Below are 25,865 nucleotides of genomic sequence, written 5' to 3'. Positions count from 1 at the left end.
GATGCCAACTGTTCCAGACCTCCCGCAGAACATTGTAGTCACTAAAAATTTGCCTAGAGCTCCCGATAATATTAAGGGCCTGGTGTTGATGGGCTTAGGCTTTTTTGTATTCGCTGCTGTTGACACAATGGCAAAGTTTTTGACAGACGGATTCCATCCAATTCAGATTGTTTGGACCCGCCAGCTAGGTCTTGTTTTTGGTGTAATTGTAATATTGCTCTGGCGCGGAACTAAAATCTTAAAAACTGCGAAGCCCAAATTACAATTTTTGCGGGGTGCACTGGCTGTAGGTTCGGCAACCTGCTTTATAACAGGAGTTAGCTTTGTCCCGTTGGCCGATGCAATCTCAGTGACCTTTATAGCTCCGCTGATTGTCACGGTACTTGGCGCATTGATTCTACGTGAAAAGGTGGGCCTACACCGATGGTCAGCTATTTTTGTTGGATTTTTAGGTACACTGATTGTAATTAGGCCAGGCTTAGGGATCGTCCATCCGGCAGTGTTTTTTATAGTATTGGCTGCGAGTATGTTTGCGGTTCGCCAAGTCCTGTCCCGTATGATTGCACCCTATGACAATACATACACAACTGTTGCTTACACTGCTCTTGTTGGGGTGGCGGTTATCAGCATACCTCTTCCATTTTTCTGGGCATGGCCAAGCGATAAGAATTCCTTAATCATAATGTTCTTCATGGCAGCGTTTGCGGGCCTGGGCGAGCTTTTGGTGATCCGTGCGCTTGAGATTGCGGAAGCTGTAGTTTTGGCCCCCGTGCATTACTCAATGATATTATGGTCAGTGATGTATGGGTATTTGGTTTTCGCGCAATTACCAGATGGATGGACCCTAATTGGCACCACTTTGATCGTTGCAACTGGTCTTTATACTATGCATCGGGAGCGCCTTGCCGCGCGCTCACGCCGTGCTGCGGTTTAGGCGATTTGCGGCGACAGCCGATAAGGCCAAAAGTCCGCTTGCTGCCATCAAGCAGGCCTCAACCCCGCCCCATTGATAGGCAAGGCCCGATAGGCCTGTGCCCAACAATCGGCCTGCCGCATTCGCCATGTAGTAGAAACCAACATCTTGGCTGACCCGCTCGGATTTTGAAAATGCGAGAATGAGGTAAGAGTGCAGGGCCGAGTTCACGGCAAATATCGCGCCAAAGACCAACAGACCCAAGACCAGCGTCACAGTCAGCCAAGGGGCGGGCGCGCCTGCGGTGGAGACAGTAATCGCCAAAAGCGCAGGGATTGGCACAAGCGCCAAGGCCCATTGGCGCGCGCTTGCGGACAGCCGCCCCAAATCATTGCCCCCTTTGCGCAGGATGCGCGGGGCCATGGCCTGAACAGTGCCATAAAGGATGATCCAGACCGCCATGAAGGTGCCAATCATGAAAAAGGCTGCGCGTCTGCTTTCATCGCTGCCATCGGAAAGAACGGCGTAGAAATAAACGGGGATGCCCACCACAAACCACACATCCCGCGCGCCGAATAAAAAGACGCGGGCTGCGGACAGACGATTGATATTTTTGTCTCGCGAGATGACGGTGGAAAACTTGGTCGCTTTGTTCCCTTTGGGCAGGCCGTCTGGCATGAAGAAAAGCAGCGCCACAAGGATCAGTGCCAAAATAGCTGCCATGCCCAACAAGGCGGTGTTGTAGCCATAAAGTGCCAAAAGGCCTGCGCCCAAAAGGAACCCCAATCCCTTTACCGCGTTTTTTGATCCTGTCAGCCAAGATACCCATTTCAGCAATCCAGCCCCTTCGGGTGCCAAAAGTTTGACAGCCGATTTTGAGGACATTTTAGCCAGATCCTTGGCCACGCCTGAGGCCCCTTGCACGGCCATCACATAGGCCACAGATGCGCCGATCGACCACGCAGGATCCAGTTTGGTAAGGGCCAAAAGCGCACCAACCTGTAGGATCAGCCCCGCATATAAGGTGCGGGTCAGGCCAAACCGCGCGGCCAGCCAGCCCGCAGAAAGATTGGTTATGACGCCTGCAAGCTCATAGAGCAAAAACAGATAGGCCAGTTGAACGGGACTAAAGCCGCGCTCGTGGAAGGCCAAGAGAACCAACATCCGAAGCGCGCCATCCGACAGCATAAACGCCCAATAAGCCGCTGTTACGGCGATATAGGCGGGCAGGGCGGATGGCTTTGGCGCGGTCATAGACTTGCGCCAACCATGCGCGCGACATCAATCAGGCGATGGGCATAGCCCATTTCATTGTCATACCACGCATAAATCTTGGCCTGCGTGCCATTAATGACCATCGTGGATGGCCCATCCACAATCGAGGATCGCGTGTCATTGGTGTAATCCGCACTCACCAAAGGGCGCGCTTCAAAGCCGAGGATGCCGTTCAGCGCCCCTTCTGCCGCACGTGCAAGGGCCGCGTTGATTTCCGCCGCCGTGGCCTCGCGGTCTAGCTCGAAGACACAATCGGTCAGGGACGCGTTCAACAGAGGCACGCGCACAGCGTGCCCATTCAGCTTGCCCGTCAATTCGGGATAGATCAGCGTGATCGCCGTGGCACTGCCCGTTGTGGTCGGGATCAGCGAGTTCAGCGCAGACCGCGCGCGGCGTAAATCCTTGGCTGGCCGATCCACGATGGTTTGGGTGTTTGTGACATCATGGATTGTGGTGATTGAGCCGTGCTTAATGCCAAATTCTTCCATCATCACTTTGACCACAGGGGCAAGACAATTTGTGGTGCAGCTTGCCGCTGTCACGATGTCATGCGCGGAAGGGTCATAAATCTCGTGGTTCACGCCATAGACGATATTCGCGGTGGGGCCATCTTTGACGGGGGCGGAGACAATGACCTTTTTCACGCCTGCGGCGAAATAGGGCGCAAGGGCAGCAGCTGTTTTAAATTTCCCCGTGCAGTCAATGACCACATCGACCCCCTTGAGGGGCAGGTCATGGATGTCTTTGGTGCCAATAAAAGGAATGCGCTGGTCATTGATGATGACAGCATTCTCTGTTGCTGAGAAAGACGCGGGCCAGCGGCCATGCACTGTGTCAAACTCCAACAGATGGGCGTGCATGGCGGCATCACCGACCGCATCATTGAGCCACGCGATCTCTGCGCCCGCGTCAAGCAAGGGGCGCAGCGCAAGCTTGCCGATGCGGCCCAATCCGTTCAGCGCGTAGACAGTCATATTTCAATCCTCTTTAGAAATCTTTGCGATGCGATCCACCGCCTTTTGCAGTGCCGCGCGTTCTAGGCTTTCAAGGGGCAGGGCGGTGAAGGCGGCAATACGATTGCGCAACGCGCCATAGGTTGCCTGAAAAGCCAGCCCCCGCTCAGCAACGCTGCCTTGGGCCTTTACAGGGTCAGGCAGGCCCCAGTGCCCGCTGACAGGCTGCCCCGCCCAAGCGGGGCAATCCTCATTGGCGGCCACATCACAGACTGTAAAAACAAAATCCATCTGCGGCGCTTCAGGTGCTTGGAAAACGCTAAGATGCTTAGAACTGAGAGCAGAGGTATCATGACCTTTCTGGCGCAGCACTTCGAGCGCGAGCGGGTTGAGCGTGCTTTGCGGTTGGACACCGGCGGAGTATACGCGAAACCGATCCCCGCCCATATCGCGTAGCAAAGTTTCAGCCATGATGGAGCGTGCCGAGTTTCCCACACAGAGGAACAGCACATTAAATGGCCTGCCGTCATTCTGCGGGTCAGGCGCACAGTCAAACTGAAGGTTTACCCGTCCACGGCAGCACTCTGAAAATAGAGCAGCCATCATATCATGGGTGGTGTCCATCGCCACGCGATAGCGCAGGGAAGTGCCTTCGCGTTCTTGCACGATCAACCCTGCCTGGTGGAGTGCGCCAAGATAGGCGGACAAGGTCGAGGGTTTAACCCCCAAAGCAGCACCAATTTCCCCTGCCGCGGCCGCATCAGGATACCGGCGCATCAGCAGACGAAAAATATCAAGGCGTGGGCCATGGCCCAAAGTTGATAGCTGTGTCACGAGTATATTTTCCATATTTCGTGAATAATCGAAATAATGAATCAAGCAAAGCCTCAAATGGCGCTGTCATGAAAAATTCACGGAGAGCGTAAACTAGCCTGCCAAATGGCTTTCACCGCGGGCTTTGGCCAAGGCAATCTGGTGCTGACGTTCGCGGAAACGCGCGCGATCTTCATCGCTGTGCTCGTCCATACATTGATGGCAGGAGACGCCTTCTTCGAAATGAGGATGTCTGCGATCTTCGTCAGAAATCGGACGGCGACAGGCGCGGCACAGGCCATAAGGCCCCTGTTTAAGGCCGTGACCGACTGAGACGCGTTCGTCAAACACGAAACATTCGCCCTCCCAAAGACTGTTTTCTTGTGGCATTTCCTCAAGATATTTTAGGATGCCGCCTTTGAGGTGATACACATCCTCCACGCCTTGATCCTTGAGGAACGCGGTGGATTTCTCGCAACGGATACCACCGGTGCAGAACATTGCGATCCGCTTGTTGTGAAAGCGATGTTTGTTTTCCTCCCACCATTGTGGGAATTGGCGGAAACTTTCGGTCTGTGGATCAACCGCGCCTTTGAAAGTGCCAATGGCCACTTCGTAATCATTGCGCGTGTCGATCACGGCAACATCAGGGGCCGAGATCAATTCGTTCCATTCTTCAGGCGCAACATAAGTGCCCACGATTTTGAGCGGATCAGTTTCTGGCACACCCATCGTGACGATCTCGCGCTTCAGGCGCACCTTGAGGCGGCCAAAGGGCATTTCGGTGGCTGTGCTTTTTTTCCATTCAAACGCCGCACAACCAGGCAGGTTGCGGATATGGGATAGCACCGCGTCAATCCCCGTGCGGCTGCCTGCGATGGTGCCGTTGATCCCTTCGCGCGCCAAAAGAAGCGATCCCTTGATCCCCTGCGCCTCGCACAGCTCAAGCAGGGGCGCGCGCAACTCTTCGGGCGCGTCAAATCGGGTAAAGTGGTAGAGGGCGGCGACAATATACATAGCTGCGCATTTACGCCCTTGCATTGTGCAACTCAACCCTTAGGTGATGCGGCACGCTGCCCTATACGGAGACCATGGTATGAAACCCGATAGTCACGCGCTTTTGGTGATTGATGTGCAAAATGACTTTTGCGAAGGCGGCGCCCTGGCTGTGCCTGAGGGCAGCGCGATTGTAGCGGGGATCAACGCCTTGATGGATGACTATGCCGCCGTGATCCTGACCCAAGATTGGCATCCCGCGGATCATTCCAGTTTTGCAAGTCAGCATGAGGGGCGCGCGCCCCTAGAGATGATTGAGATGCCCTATGGCCCGCAGGTTTTATGGCCTGATCATTGCGTGCAAGGCAGCGCAGGGGCGGAATTTCATCCAGAACTTCGCACAAACCGAGCGGATCTGATTATTCGCAAAGGGTTTCGCCCTGCCATCGACAGCTATTCTGCGTTTTTCGAAAATGATCACCAGACCCCCACGGGGCTTGAGGGATATTTGCGCAATCGTGGGATCACGCATCTGACCATGGTCGGATTGGCGACAGATTTCTGTGTCAATTATTCCGCGCAAGATGCCGCAAAACTAGGGTTTGCAGTCGACCTGCGCCGCGATTTGTGTCGCGCGATTGATCTGGGCGGATCATTGGCGATAGCTTTGGATGACATGGCCGCTTTGGGTGTGATGATGTCAAAGGGCTGATTGATAGAGTTTGACCGTTAACCCACCGAAGGCCACGGGGCGGCTCACCTCTGACCATGTCAAACCTGTGGCCTTGGCTAACCCTTCGTCCGATGTGACCATGCCAAATTGCCATCCCGTGAACCGTTCGCGCATGACCGCACCAACGGCGCCGTAAAGCCCAAACAACAATTTGCGATTGCCAATCCGCGCGCCATAGGGCGGGTTCAGAATGACCAACCCTTTTTGCTTTGTCGGTGGTTCAAGCGCGCTGAGGGGCTGACAGGCAAAGCTGGTCCATTCCGCAATACCCGCCCGCTCGGCATTGGCGCGCGCGCCTGTAATCGCCCCTTGGTCGCGGTCGAACCCGTAAAATTGCACGGCCTCAGCCTCGCGTGAGGAAAAATTGCGGCGCATTGCAGACCAATCAGCAATCTCAAATCCGGCAAGATCTTCAAACGCAAAGCGGCGCGTACGCCCTGCGGGCAACCGCGCGGCAATCTCGGCGGCCTCAAGCAAAAACGTGCCAGAGCCACACATCGGATCAACCACAGGCATCCCGCCATGATAACCGCAGGCCCGCAAAAACGCGGCTGCAAGGGTTTCTTTCATGGGCGCTTTGCCGATGAATTCCTTGGCGCCCCGTTTGTGCAAGCTCTCACCGGATGTATCGAGGCTGAGTGTGCAAAGATCATCTTCGATGCGCAGTTTGACAACAATCAGCGCCTCAGGGTTCGGTATGTTGCCAAGCGCCGCGCTGATTGCCCCCTCAATTCGTTCCGCAGCTGCGCGTTGGTGGTAAATCTTTGATTTGCGGCAGGTGGCCTCAACGCGCCAAGCTCGATCAGGATGCAAAATGCTGGCCCAATCCAATTTGCGCGCGCGCTTGTCCAATTGTGCCAGATGCATCGCGCGGAATTCCGCGATACGGATCAATACGCGTCCCGCGCAGCGCAGCCAGAGATTGGCACGCATTGCCTCAGCGAGATTACCCTGACAGATCACACCCCCTGCCACAGATTGCACGCCCGATAAGGATAAGCTGCGCGCCTCCTCGGCGAGGATATCCTCCAATCCTGGGGTGCCTTGCAGGAAAATTTCCATCGCTCTTGCCTTTATGGCCTATGATTTGCTCTAAACGGCGCGAAACACGCCTGCTTGGAGCCTAGCCATGGTCGATATCGCCACCCGTGTCCATAACCATCGCTGGAGGATTGACCCGATCGTGCGCTCGCTGATCGACACGGATTTCTATAAATTGCTGATGTGTCAGTCAGTCTTTCGCAATCGGCCCAAAACCCAAGTCGCATTTTCACTGATCAATCGCACAATGCGCATCCCGCTTGCGCATCTGATTGATGAGGGTGAATTGCGTGAACAATTGGATCATATCCGCACCCTGCGCTTGACGCGGGGCGAAAGCACGTGGCTGCGCGGGAATACATTTTATGGCAAGCGCCAGATGTTTCGCCCCGATTTCATGGAATGGTTCGAGGCGCTGCAACTGCCCCCCTACCATCTGGAACGGGTGGGGGATCAATATGAGCTGACCTTTGAAGGCGCATGGCCCGAGGTGATGCTTTGGGAAATTCCTGCGCTTGCAGTTTTGATGGAATTGCGCGGGCGCGCTGTCTTGAAAGACATGGGTAAGTTCGAGTTGCAGGTGCTCTATGCCCGCGCGATGACAAAGCTTTGGGAAAAAATCGAAAAAATGCGCGCGATTGAGGGCCTGCGCATTGCCGATTTCGGTACTCGCCGCCGCCATTCCTATCTGTGGCAGGATTGGTGTGTGCAGGCGATGATCGAAGGTTTGGGGGGTAAATTCGCGGGCACCTCAAATTGCCATATCGCGATGAAGCGCGACATTGAGGCCATTGGGACGAACGCGCATGAATTGCCGATGGTCTATGCCGCCTTGGCCCGCGATGATGCGGAACTGGCTCGGGCGCCCTATGATGTTCTTGCGGATTGGCATGAGGAACATGATGGCAATCTGCGCATCATCCTGCCCGACACCTATGGCACGGCAGGTTTCCTCAGGAATGCGCCCGATTGGTTGGCGGGCTGGACGGGCATCCGCATCGATTCAGGCACGCCCGAGGCAGGGGCCGAGGCCGCGATTGACTGGTGGAAATCGCGCGGTGAAGACCCTATGCAGAAATTGGTGATCTTCTCGGACGGGTTGGATGTCGACCGCATCGCCGAGCTGCACGCCAAATTTTCAGGCCGCGTGCGCGTGTCCTTTGGTTGGGGCACGCTGTTGACGAATGATTTCCGCAGATTGGTCGAGGGGGATGCGCTTGCGCCTTTCTCACTGGTCTGCAAAGCCATCCGCGCCGATGGCCGCCCCACAGTCAAACTGTCCGACAACCCCGAGAAAGCGATGGGGCCAAAGGATGAGATCGCACGCTATAAGCGCGTGTTCGGGGTGGGGGAACAGGAGCGGGTTGAGGTGGTGGTTTAGGGGGTAACTGAGGCCTCACCCCTCCACCCTCCCCCGTCCTGCCTTCACCTCGGCGCGCAGTTTCTTGGCCTTGATCCGCCGTTCTACCGATCCCTTCGTGGGGCGGGTCGGGCGGCGGGGTTTTGGCACCACTAGGGCGGCGCGGATCATCTCGGCTAGTCTTTCGCGGGCGATCTCGCGGTTGCGGGTTTGGCTTCTGGTGTCTTGCACGAAGATCACCACCGCGCCGTCTTTCGTCCATTTCTGGCCCGCGATGCGTTCCAAGCGGCGTTTGACTGGCGCGGTCAGATGGGGGGAACGGGCGGCCTCGAACCGCAATTCCACTGCCGTTGAGACCTTGTTCACATTCTGACCGCCTGGCCCTTGGGCGCGGGTGAAGCTTTCGGTCAATTCCCAATCGGCAATGGTGATCTGGTCGGTGATGGTCAGCATCTGGGTCTGCCTTGCGGGTTTGTGCGGGCATCATAGCGGGCAAAGGCGGATAATCCCAGTGACGATCCTTCGCCCCAAGCCCGTAAGATTTCGCAGATGACGCCCCTTGTTTGAAGGGGGGGGCATCGTTACATGAGGGGCTATGATGAAAAGACCACTTCGCCCTCATCTTGCACAAGTCCCTTGGTCCTTTGTTTTGGGGCGGATTGATTTGTGATGCTTAAGATCATCAGCCTTTTTCTAATTTTTATGGCCGTGCTCGCCATGTTCGGAAAGCTGCGCCTGCCCAAGTTCAAATCGCGCAAGCCGCGCTTTCCCGCAGATCCCCTAAAGCGTGATCCGCTAAAACGAGATCCGAGAGACGAGGACAAACCGGAATGACCGCGCATATTGCCTTGGCTGTTTTGGGCTTGGTGATCCTTGTTCTTGCGGGGGATGCGTTGGTGCGGGGGGCTGTCAACCTTGCGTTGCGGTTGGGCATTTCGGCCTTGGTCGTCAGCCTGACCGTGGTGGCCTTTGGGACATCTGCGCCAGAATTATTGGTGTCGATCCAAGCAGTGCTTGGTGATGCACCAGGCTTGGCGTTGGGCAATGTCGTAGGGTCGAACATCGCCAATGTTCTTTTGGTCTTGGGGCTGCCCGCAATTATTTCCTGCCTTGATCCAAGTGTCTCGGACACGCGCAAGAATTACATTTTCATGCTCTGCGCCAGTTTGGTCTTTGTTGTGCTTGCGTTTCTGGGGCCCTTTGTCTGGTGGCATGGTCTGATCCTTCTGGCGGTTTTTGCGCTGATATTGGGCGTTCAAATTAGCCATGCCTTTGCAGGTGATGCGCCCGAAGAATTACCCGAAGAATTGGAAGAAGCTGATCCGTCCATGCCCTATTGGAAGATTGGCATGTATCTTGGGCTTGGCTTGATTGGTCTGCCTTTGGGGGCGGATCTCTTGATTGACAGCGCCACAGAAATCGCGCGCGCCTTTGGCGTGTCGGAGGTGGTCATTGGTTTGACCCTTGTGGCCCTTGGCACCAGTTTGCCCGAATTGGCGACATCTGTGATGGCCGCATTGCGCAAACATGCAGATGTGGCCTTGGGCAATGTAATTGGCTCGAATATCTTTAATTTGGTTTTTATTTTCGGGGTCGCGCCATGGTTTGGCGCCATTCCCGTAGATAGTGAATTCCTGCGCTTTGATCTTTGGGTGATGTTGGGCACTTCGCTGATCTTGCTGCCTTTCGTGTTTTTTCGGTGGCGCATGGGGCGCGCGGTGGGACTTCTCTTTGTGGCGCTCTATATCGGCTATGTAAGTTTCTTATTGCACTAGTCGGAGGTTCACAGATGCCCGCAGCTTTGGTGACAGGCGCAGGTCAGCGCTTGGGTCAGGCAATGGCGATTGCATTGGCACAGGCGGGTTACGATGTGGCGATCCATTATGCCTCATCCCGCGAAGGGGCTGAGGCGACCGCAGCATCCGTTCGGGACGCAGGGCGTCAGGCGGTTCTGGTGCAGGCCGATCTTTTGGACGAGGCGGCGACACAGGCCCTTTTGTCCGAGGCCCGTGCGTCAATCGGGGCGCCTTTTTCAGTTCTGGTCAACAACGCCTCCATATTCGAGCACGATACATTTGGGGGCCTCACCCGCGAGAGTTGGGATCGGCACATGAATTCCAACTTGCGCGCGAGCGTGGTCTTGTCGGATGCTTTTGCCGCGCAGGCCCCCAAAGCCGTGCAAGATAGCGGCGGTGAGCCGCGCGCAACCTCAGTTATCATCAACATGATCGACCAAAGGGTGCATAAGTTGACCCCCGATTTTGTCAGTTACACATTGGCAAAATCCGCATTGTGGACATTTACCAAAACCGCCGCGCAGAATTTAGCGCCCGATATTCGCGTAAATGCCATTGGGCCCGGCCCAACATTGCGCGGGGGGCGGCAGGATGCAGCGGCCTTTGCCCGCCAGAGACAAGCCACAATTTTGCACCGTGGCGCCGATTTGGACGATATCACCGATGCGCTCATCTATTTGGTGAAAGCTAAGGCTGTGACAGGCCAAATGATCGCCGTGGATGGGGGGCAGCATCTGGCTTGGGCGACCCCTGATGTTGTGGGTATAGAATAGGTCTAATTTATGATCATAATTAGAGTTTTCCACCGCGGTTCCTTAGGTAACGTTTAGGTAAAGTTTAAGTAACGATTTGATCACAAAGCCCCGCTGGAAAAGAAAATAATTAACAAATCCAAATAGTTAAAAAGACGCCTAAAAATTGTGCAATTCACAGAACCCTCCGAAAAACAAAGAAAAATTTCGATGCTTCAAGGATTTTCCGCAGGTTTATCCACAGGTTTAGTGGACATATTTTCCCTTGAACTTGGCCGCTCTTCGTTGCAGCGCGAATTGGAATCAGGGCAAGCTTTGCATCATGGATGACATGTTAGAAAACAGCATGGAAATTAGCCCCTCAGGAGATGCGCCGCGGCAGGGGCATGAGGTCATCCGCGACTATCTTAAGACGCTAGATCAAAGCCCTGGTGTTTATCGCATGCTCGATGCACAGAGCCGCGTTTTGTATGTTGGCAAAGCGCGTGCCCTCAAGCGGCGGGTGTCGAATTATGCGAAACCCTCGGGGCATAGTCCGCGTATCGCGCGGATGATTTCGGAAACTGCTTCGATGATGTTTCTGACCACGCGCACCGAAACCGAAGCGCTGCTGTTAGAGCAAAATCTCATTAAGCAGCTCAAGCCGCGATACAATGTTTTGCTTCGTGACGATAAAAGCTTCCCGAATATCGTAATCGGGGTTGCGCATGATTTTCCGCAAATCCGCAAACATCGAGGGGCGAAGACGGAGAAAGGGCAGTATTTTGGCCCCTTTGCATCGGCGGGGGCGGTTAATCGCACGTTGAACCAATTGCAAAAAGTGTTCTTGCTGCGCAATTGCAGCGACACGACTTTTGACAGCCGCACGCGGCCCTGTTTGCTCTACCAGATTAAGCGGTGTTCTGCGCCATGTGTTGGCTATATTAGCGCATCAGATTACGCCGCGAGCGTGGCTGATGCCGCGCGGTTTTTGCGCGGGAATTCCACCGAAATTCAAGAGCAGCTTGGCGCGCAAATGGCAGAGGCGGCCGAAGCGATGGAATATGAGCGCGCTGCAGCGTTGCGCGACCGCATTCGCGCGCTGACGCAAGTGCAAGGCACCCAAGGGATCAACCCGCAAGCTGTGCGTGAGGCCGATATCATCGCCTTACATATGGAGGGCGGTCAGGCCTGTGTTCAGGTCTTTTTTATCCGCGCCAACCAAAACTGGGGCAACCATGACTATTACCCGCGCTTGGGTGGTTCTGAGTCCCCTGATGAGGTGATGGAGGCCTTTTTGGGCCAGTTCTATGATAACAAGGAACCCCCACGCCAAGTGATCCTGTCGCATGGGCTGGAGGAGGCCGAGCTGATGGAGGCCGCCTTGGGCCAAAAGCGCGGTGGCAAGGTTGAGATCCTCGTGCCACAGCGTGGCGAAAAGGCGGAATTGGTTGAGGGGGCATTGCGCAATGCCCGCGAAAGCCTTGCACGGCGTATGGCCGAAAGCGCCACACAAGCAAAATTGTTGCGCGGTTTGGCCGATGCGTTTGGCCTAGATGGCGCGCCTGCGCGCATAGAGGTTTATGACAACTCGCATATCCAAGGCGCGCATGCCGTTGGGGCCATGATTGTTGCGGGGCCAGAGGGCTTTCTCAAAAGCCAATATCGCAAATTCAACATCCGCGGGGATGACCTTACCCCCGGGGACGATTTTGGCATGATGAAAGAGGTTCTAACGCGCCGCTTTCAGCGCCTGCTTAAGGAAGACCCTGACCGCAAATCGGATGCTTGGCCTGACTTATTGCTTATCGATGGTGGGGCAGGGCAGATCAGTGCTGTTGCCGAGATCATGGGAGATCTAGGTGTTGACGATGTGCCCTTTATCGGTGTCGCCAAAGGTGTCGATCGTGATGCGGGCAAGGAAGAGTTCCACCGCTATGGGGCGCGCCCCTTTGCGCTTAAGCGCAATGACCCTGTGCTCTATTTTATCCAACGCCTGCGCGATGAGGCGCATCGCTTTGCAATTGGGGCGCATCGCGACAAGCGGTCAAAGGCGATTGGCGCGACCCCGTTGGATGAGGTTCCCGGCATTGGCGCCACCCGCAAGCGGGCGCTTTTGGCCCATTTTGGAAGTGCTAAGGCCGTGTCACGCGCAGATTTGGCAGATCTGAAGGCGGTAGAAGGAATCTCAGATCGGATGGCAGAAACCATCTATGCCTTCTTCCATGACGGGGCGTGAGCGGATAAGATCGAACCTATGACATGGACACTTCCAAATATTCTGACGGTGCTTCGCCTGTTAGCCGCGATTGCGGTCGGTGTTGTATTTGCAATCTTTCCGCGTCCGATTGCCGATTGGGTGGCATTGATCCTGTTTATCGGCGCGGCCACCACCGATTATCTGGATGGATATTTGGCCCGCAAATGGGCGCAAGTTTCCCGTTTCGGTGCCATGCTTGATCCGATTGCGGATAAGGCCATGGTGGTGATCGCCTTGGCAATCTTGGTCGGACTGTTTGATTTATCCGTGGCCCTGATCACACCTGTTGTTCTTATCCTGTTTCGCGAGGTCTTCGTCTCTGGCCTGCGCGAATTCTTGGGCGCGGATGCAGGGCGACTTAAGGTTACAAAACTCGCCAAATGGAAAACCATGGTGCAGATGGTTGCGATTGTCTTGATGTTCTTATGGGCGATTGCAGAGCATAACATGCACAATGACCATTCATTTGGCACCTTTGGCTTGCATGTGCTGCGCGATGCTTTGGCGTGGGGCGGCATGGGGATGTTGTGGCTTGCAGCCGTTTTGACCTTTGTCACAGGGTTTGATTACTTCCTCAAAGCCTTGCCATTCCTCAGTGACCAGAAAGGCTGACGGGATGATTGAACTGAGATATTTCGCATGGTTGCGCGAACGCATTGGCGCGGATCGCGAGATGATCAGCACCGATGCGGCAACAATCGCCGATTTGATTGCTGAGCTGCGCGGTAAATCTGATGCGCATGACTTGGTCTTTTCGGATCTATCCTCTGTGCGCGCTGCGGTTGATCAGGAATTGGTCGATTTGGATCATCCGGTTCAGGGCGCGCGCGAGATTGCCTTCTTCCCACCAATGACGGGGGGCTAGGGCCATGGCGGTAGATGTCCGCGTCCAGTCTGCGCCGTTTGATTTGGGCGCTGAGATGTCGAATTTCGCCGCAGCCGCAACGGGTGCGGGCGCTGTCGTCAGTTTCACAGGTCTGGTGCGCGATTTGCCCGATCAAAGCCTCGCTCACATGGAAATAGAGCATTATGCAGGCATGACTGAAAAAGCGCTTGGTGCAATCGCCGCCGAGGCGCAGGCGCGCTGGCCGTTGATCCGCGTCTTGATCATCCACCGCTATGGCAAACTTGTGCCGTCAGACCAGATCATGATGGTTGCGACCGCTTCGCCCCATCGCAAAGCAGCATTTGAAAGCGCCGATTTCCTCATGGATTATCTGAAGTCCCGTGCGCCATTCTGGAAAAAAGAAGCGCGCCACGATGGGCGCGCGGATTGGGTAGAGGCCAAAGACGAAGATGAGGCCGCGCTCGCCCAATGGGTAAAATCTTAGATTAGGATTTCTCCAACTTACTGCGCAGATGGTCGTTTTCGCTGCGGGCTTCACGCAACCCTTCCATCGCGGCACGCAACTCGGCTTCGGTTTGGGAAAGCTGCGTGGTCAATTCACTTTCGCGCTGTTCGATATAAGTGATGGCTTGGTCGCGCAATTCTTCGGCTTCGTGCAGCGAAGCGGCGAGGCTTTCCAACTCATTCACATCTGCATCGGATACGCGCGTCAGGCGATGCACAAGCCAATTTGCGAACCACCCAAGGGCAAAGGCGATGATCAAAATGATCGTAATGGCGATAATGAATTCAGTGCGGTTCATTGTTGGGCCTCCTCGCCTGCAGGGGCTTCGGCATCTGCCGCCTCCTCGGGCGTGTCATTTTCGGCTGCGGTTCGATCAATTAGTTTAAACTCGATACGGCGGTTTTGCTCGCGGCCCTCTTCGGTGTCATTATCCGCGATTGGGTTGGCCTCTCCATAGCCGCTCGCCGATAGGTTCGACACTAGAACCCGCCGCGCCAGAAGGCCGTTTAAGACCGCATCAGCGCGGGCTTGGCTCAATGTGAGGTTCATTTCCTCTCGCCCTTGACTGTCGGTATGACCGCCGATTTCCATATCCACATGGCGGCAATCTGGCAGGATCTCAGCCAAGCGATCTAGGATTGCGCCTGTGCTTTCGTTGATTTCAATCGACCCAGGATCAAAGGTAATTTTCGTCGCTGCCAACAGATCATTGATCCGCGAAAGGCAGGTTTCAGGCGACAGCAATTCAGGTTCAGGCGCAAGGCTTGCATCTACGGTCACGTTGATCTCGAAATCTGCACCGTCAAGTTTATCCGATAGCAGGCGCGAGGCCATTTCGATGTGATCTCGATCTGCAACACGGCCAGACAATGTCAGTTTTGCGGGGGTGATGAGCAAATCGCCGTCATGCAAAAAGGACAGCGCCTCTAAGCCTGCAAGACTGCGGACTGACCATCCTTCGGGCAAGGCTTCGTCTAAATTCGTGGCGAAATAGACATTTTCGCTGCCGAAAAGCGCCTGCGCGAAAGCTTGGTTCGCGGCTTGCAGGTTTTCATCGGGTAAGCGACCGCGCACTTGAACGGCCCCTGTCTCAGAAAGGTTTGCGGTGAATTCTGGTGCTTCTAACGCGCCGCTATCTTGGGGCGGGGGCGGTAGGATGGCCTGCAATGAGAACAGATTGGGAAGGTTGCGATCTAATTCACCCACCACCCGATCAAAAAGACGCTGCGATGTGCCTTCTTTCGCAATAAGGCTGACATCGGCGTCTGAGAAGGTCAGCGTCCCATCCCCGAGTTCTGCCAGAGCGGCAATTGCCACCTCTATGGCCCGCGCCCATTCTGTGGAAGGCACGCCAAGGCCGACATCACAGCTTTCACCTGTGGTAAGGCCTGCGGCCTCTGCCGCGGTGATAATCCGCGCCGCATTCGCCTCCGTATCTGCGGAGCAAACCTCAAGGGTGGCCACATCGCCCTCGCGGATCATACGAAAGGCAAAGGGTGTAATAACGGGACGGGGGGCGGAGATGTCGATAACCACATCTAACCCTGCCTGAGGGTAACTGTTTAAGCGGGATATTGCGCTGTCACGCTCCGCCACGCTATCGGCAACGGCCGTGACAGTCACCTTGCCCTGCATCACCGAGATTTTTGAACGTGGAAGCAAGCGCAAGGCGCGCAGCCCATATTCAAGTGCGGCATCCCAACCATGCGGAATAGGATAGTCAACGCTTTCCACCAGATTGGCGACTTCGACCCCATTGGTGATATCGGCGATGCGCGCGGCAATGGTTTCGTCATCGGCATCGGTTGGGATCAGTCCAATCATCGAAATGCCGTCACTGTTGCGCAACATCTCGAGCAGGAAATCTGGGGTTGAAATGCCTGCGGGGTCAGCAACAGTGATTTCATCAATCAGCCGGTCATCATCCACGACTGCCGCGGCGAGGGTCAGCGCGTGAAACCGTGCGGCCTCATTGGGGGCCTCGCCTGAAATGTGAACTTGCAGCCCGTCCCCGCGCAACTCGACCCAACTCACGCCAGATTGCTCAAGCCGATCCTCAACCGCCGCAACCGAACGGTTTTCGATAGAGATCGCCGCGGCGATTGCCACGAGATAAGACAACAGGCCTGCGATCAAAAAAGTTAAAACTGCTGCAAGAGAGAGCGAAATTTTCATATTGGAAATGTGATCCGAATTTATCCCCTGCGGATGGCTTAGAGATTAATCGCCCGAGGATCAATCACAGCCATGCTGCAGCGGCAAGAAATAGCCCAAAGATCAGCCCAGCATCGCGATTGCTGCGAAACAGTGACAGGCAGCGGTCGACATTGTTGATGTCCAAGTGCCGCATCTGCCAGATCATATGGGCGGCAAAACCCACAACGCCGCAAAGACCCAAAATCAGCGCCGACCCTGATAGGACAACCATCACAGCCGCCGCCGCAAGACCCGCGCTGAGGATCAAGAAGCCCCAAAGCCACTGCGCCGAATTCTCCCCAAAAAGGCGTGCCGTCGATTTCACGCCCACCAGCGCGTCATCTTCTTTGTCTTGATGGGCATAAATCGTGTCATAGAACAGGGTCCAAGCAATTCCTGCGAGATAAAGAAGGAGAGGGGCAAGCGATAGACTGCCTTGATGCGCCGCCCAGGCCAAAAGCGCGCCCCAGTTAAAGGCCATGCCCAAAAACACCTGCGGCCACCATGTGAAACGCTTGGCAAAAGGATAAATCGCTACGGGCAACAGAGCCAGAATGCCCAACCAAATTGCGGCTGCCTGAAAGGTGAGCAGAATGCCAAAAGAGATGAGTGCCTGCACAACCGCCCAAATCAGTGCTCCGCGCACTGTCATCTGACCTGATGGCAAAGGGCGCGATTGGGTACGGGCAACGCCCGCATCAATATGGCGGTCGGTGATGTCATTCCATGTGCAGCCTGCACCGCGCATGAGAAACGCGCCAATAGCGCATCCTAGTGCAATCCAGAGATCATAGACTGTGCCACCCGCAGGGTCAGCCGCAACAGAAAGCGCCAAGCCCCACCAGCACGGCAAAAGCAATAACCATGTGCCAATTGGGCGATCGGCCCGCGACAATCGCAGATAGGGCCGTGTTGCGGCAGGGGCGAGATGATCGACCCAATTGCCCTGATAGGCATCGCGCACGCGACCCTCTGGCATTTGGTTATCTGCGCTCATATGATCCCCTTATGTCTCAAGCCGCCAAGATACGCCTTTACCTAGACCAGCCGCTTGCCAAAGCGCAAACACTCTCTCTCGAGCGTGATCAGGCGAATTATCTTTTTGCTGTGATGCGGCTTTCCGTTGGGGCCGAGATTTTGGTGTTTAATGGCCGTGACGGTGAGTTTCTTGCCGAAGTTGTCGAAGCAAATAAGCGCGCAGGACGGCTTTTGTGCCGCGAGCAAACCCGTGCGGTTCAGCTGCCGCCTGACCTATGGCTGATTTTCGCGCCAATCAAAAAAGCGCGCACCGATTTTATCGTGGAAAAAGCGACCGAGATGGGGGCAGCGCGGATCATCCCCGTTCAGACCGAGTTCACCAATTCCGAGCGGATCAGGCAGGATCGCTTGCAAGCCCACGCCATAGAGGCGGCAGAGCAATGTGGCGGCACATTCGTGCCTGAGGTCAGTGATCTGATGCGCCTTGATCGCCTTTTGGCGCAATGGCCTGAGGGTCGTCAGATTATTTGGGCGGATGAGGCGCGGATGGGTGTTGCGGCGGCTTATGCGGGGCCGCAACATAGTCAGAAATGGGCGCTATTGATTGGCCCTGAGGGCGGGTTTTCCCCGCAGGAGCGCGCAAGCTTGTCGCGCCTGCCTTTTGTGACCCCAGTCAGCCTTGGCCCACGCATTTTGCGCGCGGATACCGCCGCCGTGGCCCTGCTGACGCTGTTTCAATCGCATTTGGGGGATTGGCATGATCCGACCTGAATTGCGCCACGCCTTTGTGCGACACGCGGAGGTGATTGCAGCCCTCTGCACGGTTGGCTTTGGCCTGTGGTTGATCACGCGCCCGAGCCCAATTTTGGGTATGGTTGGGTGGATGGTGGTGGCTGTGGCAACCACAACGGGCTTTGTCGCATGGCGCCGCGCGCGGTTTGCATCGTCTGGGCAAGGCGTGGGGGTGGTCAGCCTTGTTGAAGGGCGCATCGCCTATATGGGCCCAATTTGGGGCGGTGCCGTGGATTTGGATGATTTAGAAACCCTTGGCTTGCGGGTCGAGAAGGACAAAGACCCTGCATGGGTGTTGAAAACCCGCGACAGTGTTTTGACCATTCCTCTTGAGGCAAGCGGCGCAGAGGTTTTGTTTGATGGGTTTTCTGCCCTGCCCAAAATTTCAATGGCCGCGCTGATTGCCGCGCGCGATAAGAAACGCCTTGGTACGCAAATTCTGTGGACGCGTGGCCTTGACACGGGTGGTCAGGCGGGCCAGTTCCGCATTGGTGTGCAATCATAATTCAGGCTGGAGCAGCGCCCATGTCGATACCTCAACAAGGCGGTGGCCCTATTGAACGCGAAAGCCAATTGGCCGAGTATTTGGCCTCAGGGTGCAAGCCGCGGGATCAATGGCGCATTGGCACAGAGCATGAAAAATTCGGCTATTGCCGCGACACGCTAAACCCGCTGCCCTATGATGGCCCCCGCTCAATCAAAGCGGTGCTTGAGGGGTTGCGCGATAAATTCGGATGGGCGCCCGTTATGGAGGGCGCGCACATCATCGGCCTGACCAAGGATGGCGCGAATGTCAGCCTTGAGCCTGGCGGGCAGCTTGAACTTTCAGGTGCGCCTCTCGAGACAATCCACCAGACCTGTGACGAGGTGAACCAACACCTCCGCGAGGTTCGTGATGTCGCCGATAAGATCGGGGTTGAATTCATCGGTTTAGGTGCGGCCCCGATTTGGCGGCATGAGGATATGCCGATGATGCCAAAAGGGCGCTATCGCCTGATGACAGGCTATATGGATCGCGTGGGCAGCATGGGCAAAACCATGATGTATCGCACCAGCACGGTTCAGGTGAACCTCGATTTCTCCTCTGAGGCGGATATGGTGCAAAAGCTGCGCGTGGCTTTGGCGTTGCAACCTGTTGCGACTGCGCTGTTTGCGAATTCGCCCTTTGTTGATGGCAAGCCAAATGGGCATAAATCATGGCGCGCCCGTGTTTGGCGTGACCTCGATGCCGCGCGCACGGGGATGCTGCCCTTTGTGTTTGAGCAGGGTTTTGGCTTTGAGGCATGGGCGCAATATGCGCTCGATGTGCCGATGTATTTTGTGTATCGCGATGGGGTCTACATTGACGCGCTCGGTCAATCCTTCCGCGATTTTCTCAAAGGTCAATTGCCTGCCCTTCCAGGTGAGGTGCCGACCCTCTCTGATTGGGCGGATCATTTGACCACAATTTTCCCTGAGGCACGGGTCAAGAAATTCATCGAAATGCGCGGTGCTGATGGCGGCCCGTGGCGCAGACTATGTGCCTTGCCCGCGTTTTGGGTGGGTTTGATGTATCATCAGACCGCATTAGACGCCGCATGGGATTTGGTGAAGGGATGGGACGCTGAGACGCGCGATGCGCTGCGCGTTGCGGCATCCGTAGATGGGCTTCAGGCCGACACTCATGGGATAAAGATGCATGATCTGGCGCGTGAAGTTGTGGCGCTCTCTGAGGCGGGGTTAAAAACCCGCGCGCGCGCGGGCGCGGGTGGGCTTGTGCCTGATGAGACACATTTTTTGAATGCGTTGAAAGAAAGCCTAGAGAGCGGCAAGACCCCCGCTGATGAATTATTGGAACGCTATCACGGCGAATGGGGCGGTGATTTAACGCAGATCTACGAAGAGTATAAATACTGATTAGGATTTCTGGCCAATTTTCGGCTCGGTTCTAGAGAGCAGTCTTTTGATATTGGCGTGGTGTCTGTTGAAAATCAGCGCAGCCAAGATGACCGTGACGACTGCGGTCTGCGGATAGCCCAAGATTGCCACGAATACGGGTGACAATACTGCTGCGATCAGCGCGGATAGGGACGAAATGCGAAACAGCGCGGCCACAATCGCCCATGTGGCGCAAGCAGCAATACCTGCAGGCCAAGCAAGTGCAAGGAGCGTGCCAAGAAAGGTTGCCACCCCCTTGCCGCCCTTGAAACCGATAAACACAGGGTAGCAATGCCCGAGAAATGCCGCGCCCCCTGCAACTTGTGCAGCTAAATCGCCAAACAGGGCACGTGCCACCAAAACAGCAATCGCACCTTTTCCTGCATCAAGAATCAAGGTCAGGAAAGCCGCCAATTTATGGCCTGTGCGCAGGACATTGGTTGCGCCAATATTGCCCGACCCAATGCTGCGCAAATCGCCCAAATTGAACAGGCGCGCCATGACCAGTCCAAAGGGAACCGAGCCCAAGAAATAGGCACCGATCCCAACGAGGCCCAATTGGATCAAGTTAAATTCGATCACGATGAGTTCCGTTCATAAATGCATTGGCCGTTGACGAAACTTGCCAAAACCATCCCTTGCAGTCGTGCGCCATCAAAGGGCGTGTTCTTGGATTTTGAGTGCAAAGCGAAGCGATCCAGAACAAAGGGTCGATGTGGATCAAACAAGATGAGATCAGCCACAGCACCTTCGGCCAAGCTGCCACCTGGGACATGAAAGCGGCGGGCGGGGTTCAAAGACAAGGCTTTGAAGAGGTCAGGCAGGCTCAGACCCGCCCCGTGATGCAGCCGCAACGCGGCGGGCAACAGGGTTTCAAGCCCCACTGCGCCACTGGCCGCCGCTTCATAAGGCAGCCGTTTGCTTTCTTCATCCTGTGGCGTGTGCATGGAGCAAATAATATCAATGAGCCCTTCCCGCAGCGCCTCAACCATCGCAACGCGGTCTTCCTCGGCGCGCAAGGGTGGCTTAACCTTAAAAAAGGTGCGGTAATCGCCTACGTCAAATTCGTTGAGCGTCAAATGGTGGATTGAAATACCTGCCGTAACATTCAGCCCTGCCTCTTTCGCGCGGCGCAGCGCGGGTAAGGATTTCGCGGTGGAGATCTGATCTGCGTGATAGGCCACGCCGGTCATTTCAACCAATGCGAGATCGCGCTCCAACCCCATACGTTCTGCCATAGGCGACACTGCGGGCAAGCCTTTAAGAGAGGCGAATTTGCCGGATGTTACAGCCGCCCCTTCTGACAAAATAGGGTCTTGTGGATGGCCCACAATGAGCGCGCCAAGACTGCGGGCGTACACCATGCAGCGGCTGAGAACCTTACTGTCGCGCAGAACGAGGTCGCCATCGCTGAAGGCCACAGCCCCTGCATCCAAGAGAAAGCTCAATTCCGTCATCTCGCGCCCCTCACGGCCCTTGGTCAGGGCTGCCATTGGGAGGATACGCACGGGGCTTGCATCTTGCGCGCGGCGGCGCACGAATTCCAATGTTTCAGGCGTATCAATCGGGGGGGTGGTGTCAGCGCGCGTGACGATGGTGGTCACGCCACCTGCTGCGGCAGCCGCGCGTGCGCTGCGGAAACTTTCCTTATGCCGTTCACCAGGTTCGCCGATTTTGACGCCAATATCGACCAGACCGGGGGCAAGACAGGCTTCGGCGCAGTCAATGACGCGCTCTGCGTTTTGGGTCGTGTCACCCGTTCCGCGCGCCGCAATCATTCCATCTTTGACGAGAAGCCAGCCCAAATCCTCGGTGCCTGCCTCTGGGTCTATGAGGCGCGCATTTTTGAATAGGATATTCATGCCTGCGCCCCCTTTTTGGCTCGTCTGGCACGCAAGTTTTGCGCCAGCAAATCCATTGCTGCCATACGCACAGCAACGCCCATTTCAACCTGTTGTTGGATCACTGAGCGATTGATGTCATCGGCGATGGTTCCGTCAATCTCGACCCCGCGATTCATTGGGCCGGGGTGCATGACAATCGCATCATCCTTGGCGGCGCTCAGCTTTTCTGCGTCCAGCCCGAAGCGGTGATAATATTCCCGTTCTGAGGGGATGAAGGCGCCGTCCATGCGTTCTTTTTGAAGGCGCAGCATCATCACCACATCACAGCCTGCAAGCCCTACTTGCATATCGTCATACATTTCCACGCCCCATTCGCTGACCCCTGCGGGCATCAAGGTAGGGGGGCCAATTAGGCGAATGCGGTTCTCCATTTTGCCAAGCAACAGAATGTTTGAGCGCGCCACGCGGCTATGGGCAATGTCGCCGCATATCGCAATGTTCAGGCGGTGCAAGCGCCCCTTTGCGCGGCGAATGGTCAGCGCATCTAACAAGGCTTGGGTTGGGTGTTCATGCTTGCCATCGCCCGCATTCAGAACCGCGCAATTCACCTTTTCCGCCAAGAGGTTAACGGCGCCCGAATGCGGGTGTCGCACAACCAAAAGATCAGGATGCATCGCGTTGAGCGTCAGCGCCGTATCAATGAGCGTTTCACCCTTTTTGAGGCTAGACGCCGCCATCGCCATGTTCATCACATCCGCGGCAAGACGTTTGCCTGCCAATTCAAAACTGGCTTGGGTGCGGGTGGAGGCCTCGAAAAACATATTGATCTGGGTCAGCCCCTTTAAGGCATCGCCATGCTTGTTATCGCCGCGCTCGAGTTCGGCGTAGCGATCGGCAAGATCAAGAATTGTAACGATTTCATCGGGGGCAAGTGTTTCGATACCTAAGAGGTGGTTTTGGCGAAACGACATCGGGCTCCCCCTGATCTGTCTTCCTATTTGACTGCGCCGCTTATAGGCTGTCTTTGGGGGCGGACACAACCCATCCGATAGAGGCGGTTATGGCCCATTTACCTCGCGGCGCACTGGCAGTAGCATTGTGACCATGCGTCATGACCTTGATCAGATGACCTATACCGATGCGCTTGCCGCGCTCAGTTGGCAGGTAGATTTGGGTGTGAGCGATGCGATTGAAGAGGCGCCGATCAACCGATTTGACCTTGAGCCCGAGGTGAAGCCCGCGCCCGTTTCACCAAAGGTCGCGCAGTCTAAGCCTGCACCAACACCCGCACCGAAAGCGGCCACTGTTTCAGATTTGGCCAAAGCCGCCGATGCCCTAGCACAGGCGGCACCTTCCTTAGACGCATTGCGGGCCGCAATGGCGGATTTCCATGGGCTTGATTTGCGCAAAGGCGCGCGGAATATGGTTTTCTCGCAGGGCAAGCCTCAGGCCGATGTGATGGTAATTGCCGAAGCCCCAAGCCGTGTCGATGATGAGGCGAGGCAGGGTTTTAGCGATGAAGCTGGCAAACTCTTTGATGCGATGTTTGGCGCGATCGGTCTTTCGCGGTCGGCAGAGGGTCAGAGCGAGGCGCTCTATTTCACCTATGTTTCTCCGTGGCGGATGCCACAAGATCGCCCAATCACAGAGGCCGAGCATCAGGTGCTGCGCCCTTTCTTGCTGCGCCATATCGCATTATGTACGCCGAAGGCGGTGGTGCTGCTTGGAAACGCATCTTGCGTTTCAGCCCTGTCACAAACGGGTGTGCAGCGTCTGCGTGAATCGGATCATATGCTTGAGGCAGGCACACATCGCTGCGCTGCTTTCCCAATTTATTCGCCCGCGCGATTGATGAAGGTGCCTTTGCTTAAGCGCGAGGCATGGGCGGATTTGTTGAAACTGAAAGCGAGCCTTGGGGGCGCGAGATGAGCCGCATTGATGAGACGCGCGACTTTATCCCCATCGGCATTGCGGTTCTGGCCGTTTCTGACACGCGGGATTTGACGCAAGATAAATCTGGCGACCTTTTGGACGGGCGGATCAAAGCGGCGGGCCATCATTTGATCCACCGCGAGATTTTACGAGATGAGCGCACTGAGATCGCAGAAAAACTGCGCGCGTGGTGCGCGGATCCTGCGGTTGACGTGATCCTGACCACGGGTGGCACGGGTCTTACAGGGCGCGATGTCACGGTGGAGGCGCATCGCGATGTCTACGAAAAAGAAATCGAGGCCTTTGGCACCGTTTTCACCATGGTATCGATGCAAAAAATCGGCACATCAGCAGTTCAATCTCGGGCAACGGGCGGGGTCTGCCAAGGCACATATCTCTTTGCCTTGCCGGGCAGTTCGGGGGCCTGTGCCGATGCGTGGGATGAAATTCTAAAATGGCAGCTCGATTATCGCCATCGCCCCTGCAATTTTGTTGAAATCTTGCCCCGCCTTGAGGAACATCGGCGCCGGAAATAGCCATGCCGCGCGTGTCCTCCTGTGTGGGGTCACTATGCCGCGCTATTTCCATCGCAGTTTCGTGGTCTATTCTTATGGTAACCTTCCCTGCTGAGGCGATACATTTATGAGATTTTTCAATCGTGCATTGACGGGGTTATTCCTAAGCGCTGTGACCTTTGGACTGTTATCCTTGGCGGTCGGGCTGATCTGGTCATCTTTGCAGGAACGCATGGGCGATCAGGGCAGTCGCCCGCCTGCCCGAGAGCGGGTTTTTGCCGCCGAAGTTCTGACCCTTACCCCGCAAAGCTTGCGTCCTGAACTGACTGCGTTTGGCGAGATTTTGCCGCGGCGCAGTCTAGAATTGCGGGCGGCCATCGGGGGGCGTGTGGTCGAGCTTGCGCCCAATTTCCGCGAGGGGGGGCGTGTTGAGGAAGGCGCGCTTTTGGTGCGGATTGATCCTGCCGAGGCAGAATGGGCGCGCGACACCGCCGCGGCAGATCTACAAGATGCTGAAGCACAGGAAGATTTGCGCCGCCGCGCGCTAGAGCGGGCGCGTGATCTTGCTGATCGCGGTGTCGGCAGTTTGGCCGCAGTTGAGGCGGCGGAATTGGCCGTGGCTTCCGCCAGCCAAGCCACATTGGCCCGCAGACAGGCGCTTGCGGATGCAGAGCGGCGTTTGGCTGATACTGAAATTCGCGCTGGCTTTGCGGGAGTTTTATCCGAGGTTGATTTGGCCGAAGGGCGGCTGTTGAGCGCGAATGAGCAATTTGGCCGCCTGCTTGATCCTGATCAGCTTGAAGTCGCCTTTCGTCTATCGACCGCGCAATATGCGCGCCTTGTTGGCGAAGATGGCCGCCTGCCGCAAGTTGATGTGGAGTTGCGCATTGATCTGGGTGAGCAAGTTCTGACCCTGCCTGCACGCCTGACGCGGGAAAGCGGGGCGGTGGGTGAAGGGCAAACGGGGCGGTTGCTCTTTGCCGATGTGCTGCGCCCTGCGGGCTTGCAAGCGGGGGATTTTGTCACTGTCCATGTGACCGAGCCCGCGCTTGAGGGCGTCATGATTGCACCTGCCACGGCCTTGGCCGATGGCGCGCATGTGCTTGTTTTGGGGGATGAAGATCGCCTTGAGGAAGCCGAAGTGACGCTCCTGCGCCGCCAAGGGGATGATGTGATTTTCCGCGCGGATCACTTGGTAGGCCGCGAGATTGTGGCCGCCCGAACCCCCGTCTTGGGGGCGGGGATCAAGGTTGACCCTCTGCGCCCTACAGCCGATGGTAGCCTTCCTGAGGTGGTTCAAGACGAGGAGCTAGAGCTTGACCCTGAACGCCGTGCGCGGCTGATCGCCTATGTTGAAGGCAACAGCTTTATCCCTGATGATGTGAAATCGCGGCTCTTGGATCAATTAAACCAACCCCGTGTGCCAAGCGGGGTGGTGGCGCGGCTTGAAGAACGAATGGGGGGCTAA

Annotated in this window: 28 protein-coding genes; 16 read left to right on the top strand and 12 right to left on the bottom strand. The window is 56.0% G+C overall.

The window, feature by feature from the left end; genetic code table 11:
* Window position 1 precedes the first annotated feature (1 nt).
* Window positions 2–934, top strand: coding sequence for a DMT family transporter (locus AAC637_RS06645; RefSeq protein WP_340302836.1), 933 nt, complete (start codon window positions 2–4; stop codon window positions 932–934).
* Here the strand turns inward: AAC637_RS06645 and arsJ are convergent.
* From arsJ to trhO, 4 genes are all read right to left on the bottom strand, one after another.
* Window positions 914–2,167 carry an organoarsenical effux MFS transporter ArsJ gene (gene arsJ, locus AAC637_RS06640; protein ID WP_340302835.1) on the bottom strand — a complete coding sequence of 418 codons (1,254 nt, stop codon included), beginning with the start codon at window positions 2,165–2,167 and terminating at the stop codon, window positions 914–916. The genes AAC637_RS06645 and arsJ overlap by 21 nt on opposite strands.
* Window positions 2,164–3,162, bottom strand: a complete 999-nt coding sequence (locus AAC637_RS06635; protein ID WP_340302834.1) for an ArsJ-associated glyceraldehyde-3-phosphate dehydrogenase — start codon at window positions 3,160–3,162, stop codon at window positions 2,164–2,166. Before AAC637_RS06635 ends, arsJ begins: the two co-directional genes overlap by 4 nt.
* Before the next feature lie 3 nt (window positions 3,163–3,165).
* Window positions 3,166–3,990 carry an arsenate reductase/protein-tyrosine-phosphatase family protein gene (locus tag AAC637_RS06630; protein WP_340302833.1) on the bottom strand — a complete coding sequence of 275 codons (825 nt, stop codon included), beginning with the start codon at window positions 3,988–3,990 and terminating at the stop codon, window positions 3,166–3,168.
* A gap of 78 nt (window positions 3,991–4,068) precedes the next feature.
* On the bottom strand, window positions 4,069–4,971 hold the full coding sequence (trhO, locus tag AAC637_RS06625; RefSeq protein WP_340302832.1) for an oxygen-dependent tRNA uridine(34) hydroxylase TrhO: 903 nt from the start codon (window positions 4,969–4,971) through the stop codon (window positions 4,069–4,071).
* A gap of 79 nt (window positions 4,972–5,050) precedes the next feature.
* Between trhO and pncA the strand changes: the two genes are divergently transcribed.
* The gene (gene pncA, locus AAC637_RS06620) at window positions 5,051–5,662 is read left to right on the top strand and encodes a bifunctional nicotinamidase/pyrazinamidase (protein WP_340302831.1); all 612 of its coding nucleotides are present in this window, start codon (window positions 5,051–5,053) and stop codon (window positions 5,660–5,662) included.
* Here the strand turns inward: pncA and AAC637_RS06615 are convergent.
* Window positions 5,651–6,745, bottom strand: a complete 1,095-nt coding sequence (locus AAC637_RS06615) for a THUMP domain-containing class I SAM-dependent RNA methyltransferase (RefSeq protein WP_340302830.1) — start codon at window positions 6,743–6,745, stop codon at window positions 5,651–5,653. The two genes, pncA and AAC637_RS06615, sit on opposite strands and share 12 nt — an antisense overlap.
* Before the next feature lie 67 nt (window positions 6,746–6,812).
* Here AAC637_RS06615 and pncB point away from each other — a divergent pair, with 67 nt between their 5' ends.
* Window positions 6,813–8,105, top strand: a complete 1,293-nt coding sequence (gene pncB, locus AAC637_RS06610; RefSeq protein ID WP_340302829.1) for a nicotinate phosphoribosyltransferase — start codon at window positions 6,813–6,815, stop codon at window positions 8,103–8,105.
* Between the two features lie 15 nt (window positions 8,106–8,120).
* Here pncB and arfB read toward each other — a convergent pair whose 3' ends face one another.
* Window positions 8,121–8,537 (bottom strand): alternative ribosome rescue aminoacyl-tRNA hydrolase ArfB, encoded by a 417-nt coding sequence (gene arfB / locus AAC637_RS06605; RefSeq protein ID WP_340302828.1) that lies wholly within the window; start codon window positions 8,535–8,537, stop codon window positions 8,121–8,123.
* Between the two features lie 216 nt (window positions 8,538–8,753).
* Here arfB and AAC637_RS06600 point away from each other — a divergent pair, with 216 nt between their 5' ends.
* From AAC637_RS06600 to AAC637_RS06570, 7 genes are all read left to right on the top strand, one after another.
* The gene (locus AAC637_RS06600) at window positions 8,754–8,918 is read left to right on the top strand and encodes a hypothetical protein (protein WP_340302827.1); all 165 of its coding nucleotides are present in this window, start codon (window positions 8,754–8,756) and stop codon (window positions 8,916–8,918) included.
* On the top strand, window positions 8,915–9,859 hold the full coding sequence (locus AAC637_RS06595) for a calcium/sodium antiporter (protein ID WP_340302826.1): 945 nt from the start codon (window positions 8,915–8,917) through the stop codon (window positions 9,857–9,859). The genes AAC637_RS06600 and AAC637_RS06595 overlap by 4 nt, the downstream gene beginning before the upstream one ends.
* Window positions 9,860–9,873: 14 nt before the next feature.
* Window positions 9,874–10,653 carry an SDR family oxidoreductase gene (locus tag AAC637_RS06590; RefSeq protein ID WP_340302825.1) on the top strand — a complete coding sequence of 260 codons (780 nt, stop codon included), beginning with the start codon at window positions 9,874–9,876 and terminating at the stop codon, window positions 10,651–10,653.
* Window positions 10,654–10,963: 310 nt separating this feature from the next.
* The gene (gene uvrC, locus AAC637_RS06585; RefSeq protein WP_445322727.1) at window positions 10,964–12,850 is read left to right on the top strand and encodes an excinuclease ABC subunit UvrC; all 1,887 of its coding nucleotides are present in this window, start codon (window positions 10,964–10,966) and stop codon (window positions 12,848–12,850) included.
* 18 nt (window positions 12,851–12,868) lie between these two features.
* Entirely contained in the window at window positions 12,869–13,483 is a 615-nt protein-coding gene (gene pgsA / locus AAC637_RS06580; protein ID WP_317656587.1) for a CDP-diacylglycerol--glycerol-3-phosphate 3-phosphatidyltransferase, read from the top strand.
* A gap of 4 nt (window positions 13,484–13,487) precedes the next feature.
* The gene (gene moaD, locus AAC637_RS06575) at window positions 13,488–13,736 is read left to right on the top strand and encodes a molybdopterin converting factor subunit 1 (RefSeq protein ID WP_340302823.1); all 249 of its coding nucleotides are present in this window, start codon (window positions 13,488–13,490) and stop codon (window positions 13,734–13,736) included.
* A gap of 4 nt (window positions 13,737–13,740) precedes the next feature.
* On the top strand, window positions 13,741–14,202 hold the full coding sequence (locus AAC637_RS06570; protein ID WP_317656584.1) for a molybdenum cofactor biosynthesis protein MoaE: 462 nt from the start codon (window positions 13,741–13,743) through the stop codon (window positions 14,200–14,202).
* Window position 14,203: 1 nt separating this feature from the next.
* Here AAC637_RS06570 and AAC637_RS06565 read toward each other — a convergent pair whose 3' ends face one another.
* From AAC637_RS06565 to ubiA, 3 genes are all read right to left on the bottom strand, one after another.
* Window positions 14,204–14,521, bottom strand: a complete 318-nt coding sequence (locus AAC637_RS06565; RefSeq protein ID WP_317656582.1) for a hypothetical protein — start codon at window positions 14,519–14,521, stop codon at window positions 14,204–14,206.
* Window positions 14,518–16,398, bottom strand: coding sequence for an OmpA family protein (locus tag AAC637_RS06560; protein WP_340302822.1), 1,881 nt, complete (start codon window positions 16,396–16,398; stop codon window positions 14,518–14,520). Before AAC637_RS06560 ends, AAC637_RS06565 begins: the two co-directional genes overlap by 4 nt.
* A gap of 64 nt (window positions 16,399–16,462) precedes the next feature.
* The gene (gene ubiA, locus AAC637_RS06555) at window positions 16,463–17,416 is read right to left on the bottom strand and encodes a 4-hydroxybenzoate octaprenyltransferase (RefSeq protein ID WP_340302821.1); all 954 of its coding nucleotides are present in this window, start codon (window positions 17,414–17,416) and stop codon (window positions 16,463–16,465) included.
* Between the two features lie 11 nt (window positions 17,417–17,427).
* Between ubiA and AAC637_RS06550 the strand changes: the two genes are divergently transcribed.
* From AAC637_RS06550 to AAC637_RS06540, 3 genes are read left to right on the top strand one after another with little or no spacing between them, the layout of a single operon-like run.
* The gene (locus tag AAC637_RS06550) at window positions 17,428–18,168 is read left to right on the top strand and encodes a 16S rRNA (uracil(1498)-N(3))-methyltransferase (protein ID WP_340302820.1); all 741 of its coding nucleotides are present in this window, start codon (window positions 17,428–17,430) and stop codon (window positions 18,166–18,168) included.
* On the top strand, window positions 18,155–18,694 hold the full coding sequence (locus AAC637_RS06545; protein ID WP_340302819.1) for a hypothetical protein: 540 nt from the start codon (window positions 18,155–18,157) through the stop codon (window positions 18,692–18,694). Before AAC637_RS06550 ends, AAC637_RS06545 begins: the two co-directional genes overlap by 14 nt.
* 20 nt (window positions 18,695–18,714) lie before the next feature.
* Complete coding sequence (locus AAC637_RS06540) at window positions 18,715–20,085, top strand: glutamate--cysteine ligase (RefSeq protein ID WP_340302818.1); 1,371 nt, start codon at window positions 18,715–18,717, stop codon at window positions 20,083–20,085.
* Here AAC637_RS06540 and plsY read toward each other — a convergent pair whose 3' ends face one another.
* Genes plsY through AAC637_RS06525 form a run of 3 tightly spaced genes read right to left on the bottom strand, consistent with a single transcriptional unit; the run spans window position 20,086 to window position 22,921 of the window.
* Window positions 20,086–20,691 carry a glycerol-3-phosphate 1-O-acyltransferase PlsY gene (gene plsY / locus AAC637_RS06535; RefSeq protein ID WP_340303165.1) on the bottom strand — a complete coding sequence of 202 codons (606 nt, stop codon included), beginning with the start codon at window positions 20,689–20,691 and terminating at the stop codon, window positions 20,086–20,088.
* Window positions 20,685–21,968 (bottom strand): dihydroorotase, encoded by a 1,284-nt coding sequence (gene pyrC / locus AAC637_RS06530; RefSeq protein ID WP_340302817.1) that lies wholly within the window; start codon window positions 21,966–21,968, stop codon window positions 20,685–20,687. Before pyrC ends, plsY begins: the two co-directional genes overlap by 7 nt.
* Window positions 21,965–22,921, bottom strand: a complete 957-nt coding sequence (locus AAC637_RS06525) for an aspartate carbamoyltransferase catalytic subunit (protein ID WP_340302816.1) — start codon at window positions 22,919–22,921, stop codon at window positions 21,965–21,967. The genes pyrC and AAC637_RS06525 overlap by 4 nt, the downstream gene beginning before the upstream one ends.
* A 133-nt stretch (window positions 22,922–23,054) precedes the next feature.
* On the opposite strand from AAC637_RS06525, the gene AAC637_RS06520 reads away from it, so the two are divergent.
* The 3 genes from AAC637_RS06520 (at window position 23,055) to AAC637_RS06510 (ending at window position 25,865) form a co-directional block, all read left to right on the top strand.
* Window positions 23,055–23,879: a uracil-DNA glycosylase gene (locus tag AAC637_RS06520; protein ID WP_340302815.1), complete on the top strand. Its 825-nt coding sequence runs from the start codon at window positions 23,055–23,057 to the stop codon at window positions 23,877–23,879.
* A complete protein-coding gene (gene moaB, locus AAC637_RS06515) occupies window positions 23,876–24,418 on the top strand; it encodes a molybdenum cofactor biosynthesis protein B (protein WP_340302814.1) in 543 nt (180 codons plus the stop codon). The genes AAC637_RS06520 and moaB overlap by 4 nt, the downstream gene beginning before the upstream one ends.
* Window positions 24,419–24,524: 106 nt before the next feature.
* On the top strand, window positions 24,525–25,865 hold the full coding sequence (locus AAC637_RS06510) for an efflux RND transporter periplasmic adaptor subunit (protein ID WP_340302813.1): 1,341 nt from the start codon (window positions 24,525–24,527) through the stop codon (window positions 25,863–25,865).

Origin of the sequence: Roseobacter sp. HKCCD7870 (assembly GCF_037830315.1) — a bacterium.
Lineage (GTDB): Bacteria > Pseudomonadota > Alphaproteobacteria > Rhodobacterales > Rhodobacteraceae > M30B80.
This window is presented reverse-complemented; position numbering and strand designations above follow the sequence as displayed.